A 201-nucleotide genomic window follows, 5' to 3' on the forward strand; every position below is an offset into this window, starting at 1 on the left:
GCTGTGCGTCTGGTGGGTTGGGATTTTGGTGGCGGGGTGGTGGGTGGGTCGGGCAGCATGGCGGGGTGACGGGTCTGGGGCCGCAGTTGCCGGTGGGTACGCAGGTGGTGCTGCGGGGGGCCGTGCCTGACAGTCAGGGTGGTACTGTGGGCTTGACCCGTTTCGACGGACAGGGTCGATGTGAGGTGGTCAGGCTATCTG

Source organism: Kribbella hippodromi (assembly GCF_039531045.1).
GTDB classification, from domain to species: domain Bacteria; phylum Actinomycetota; class Actinomycetes; order Propionibacteriales; family Kribbellaceae; genus Kribbella; species Kribbella hippodromi.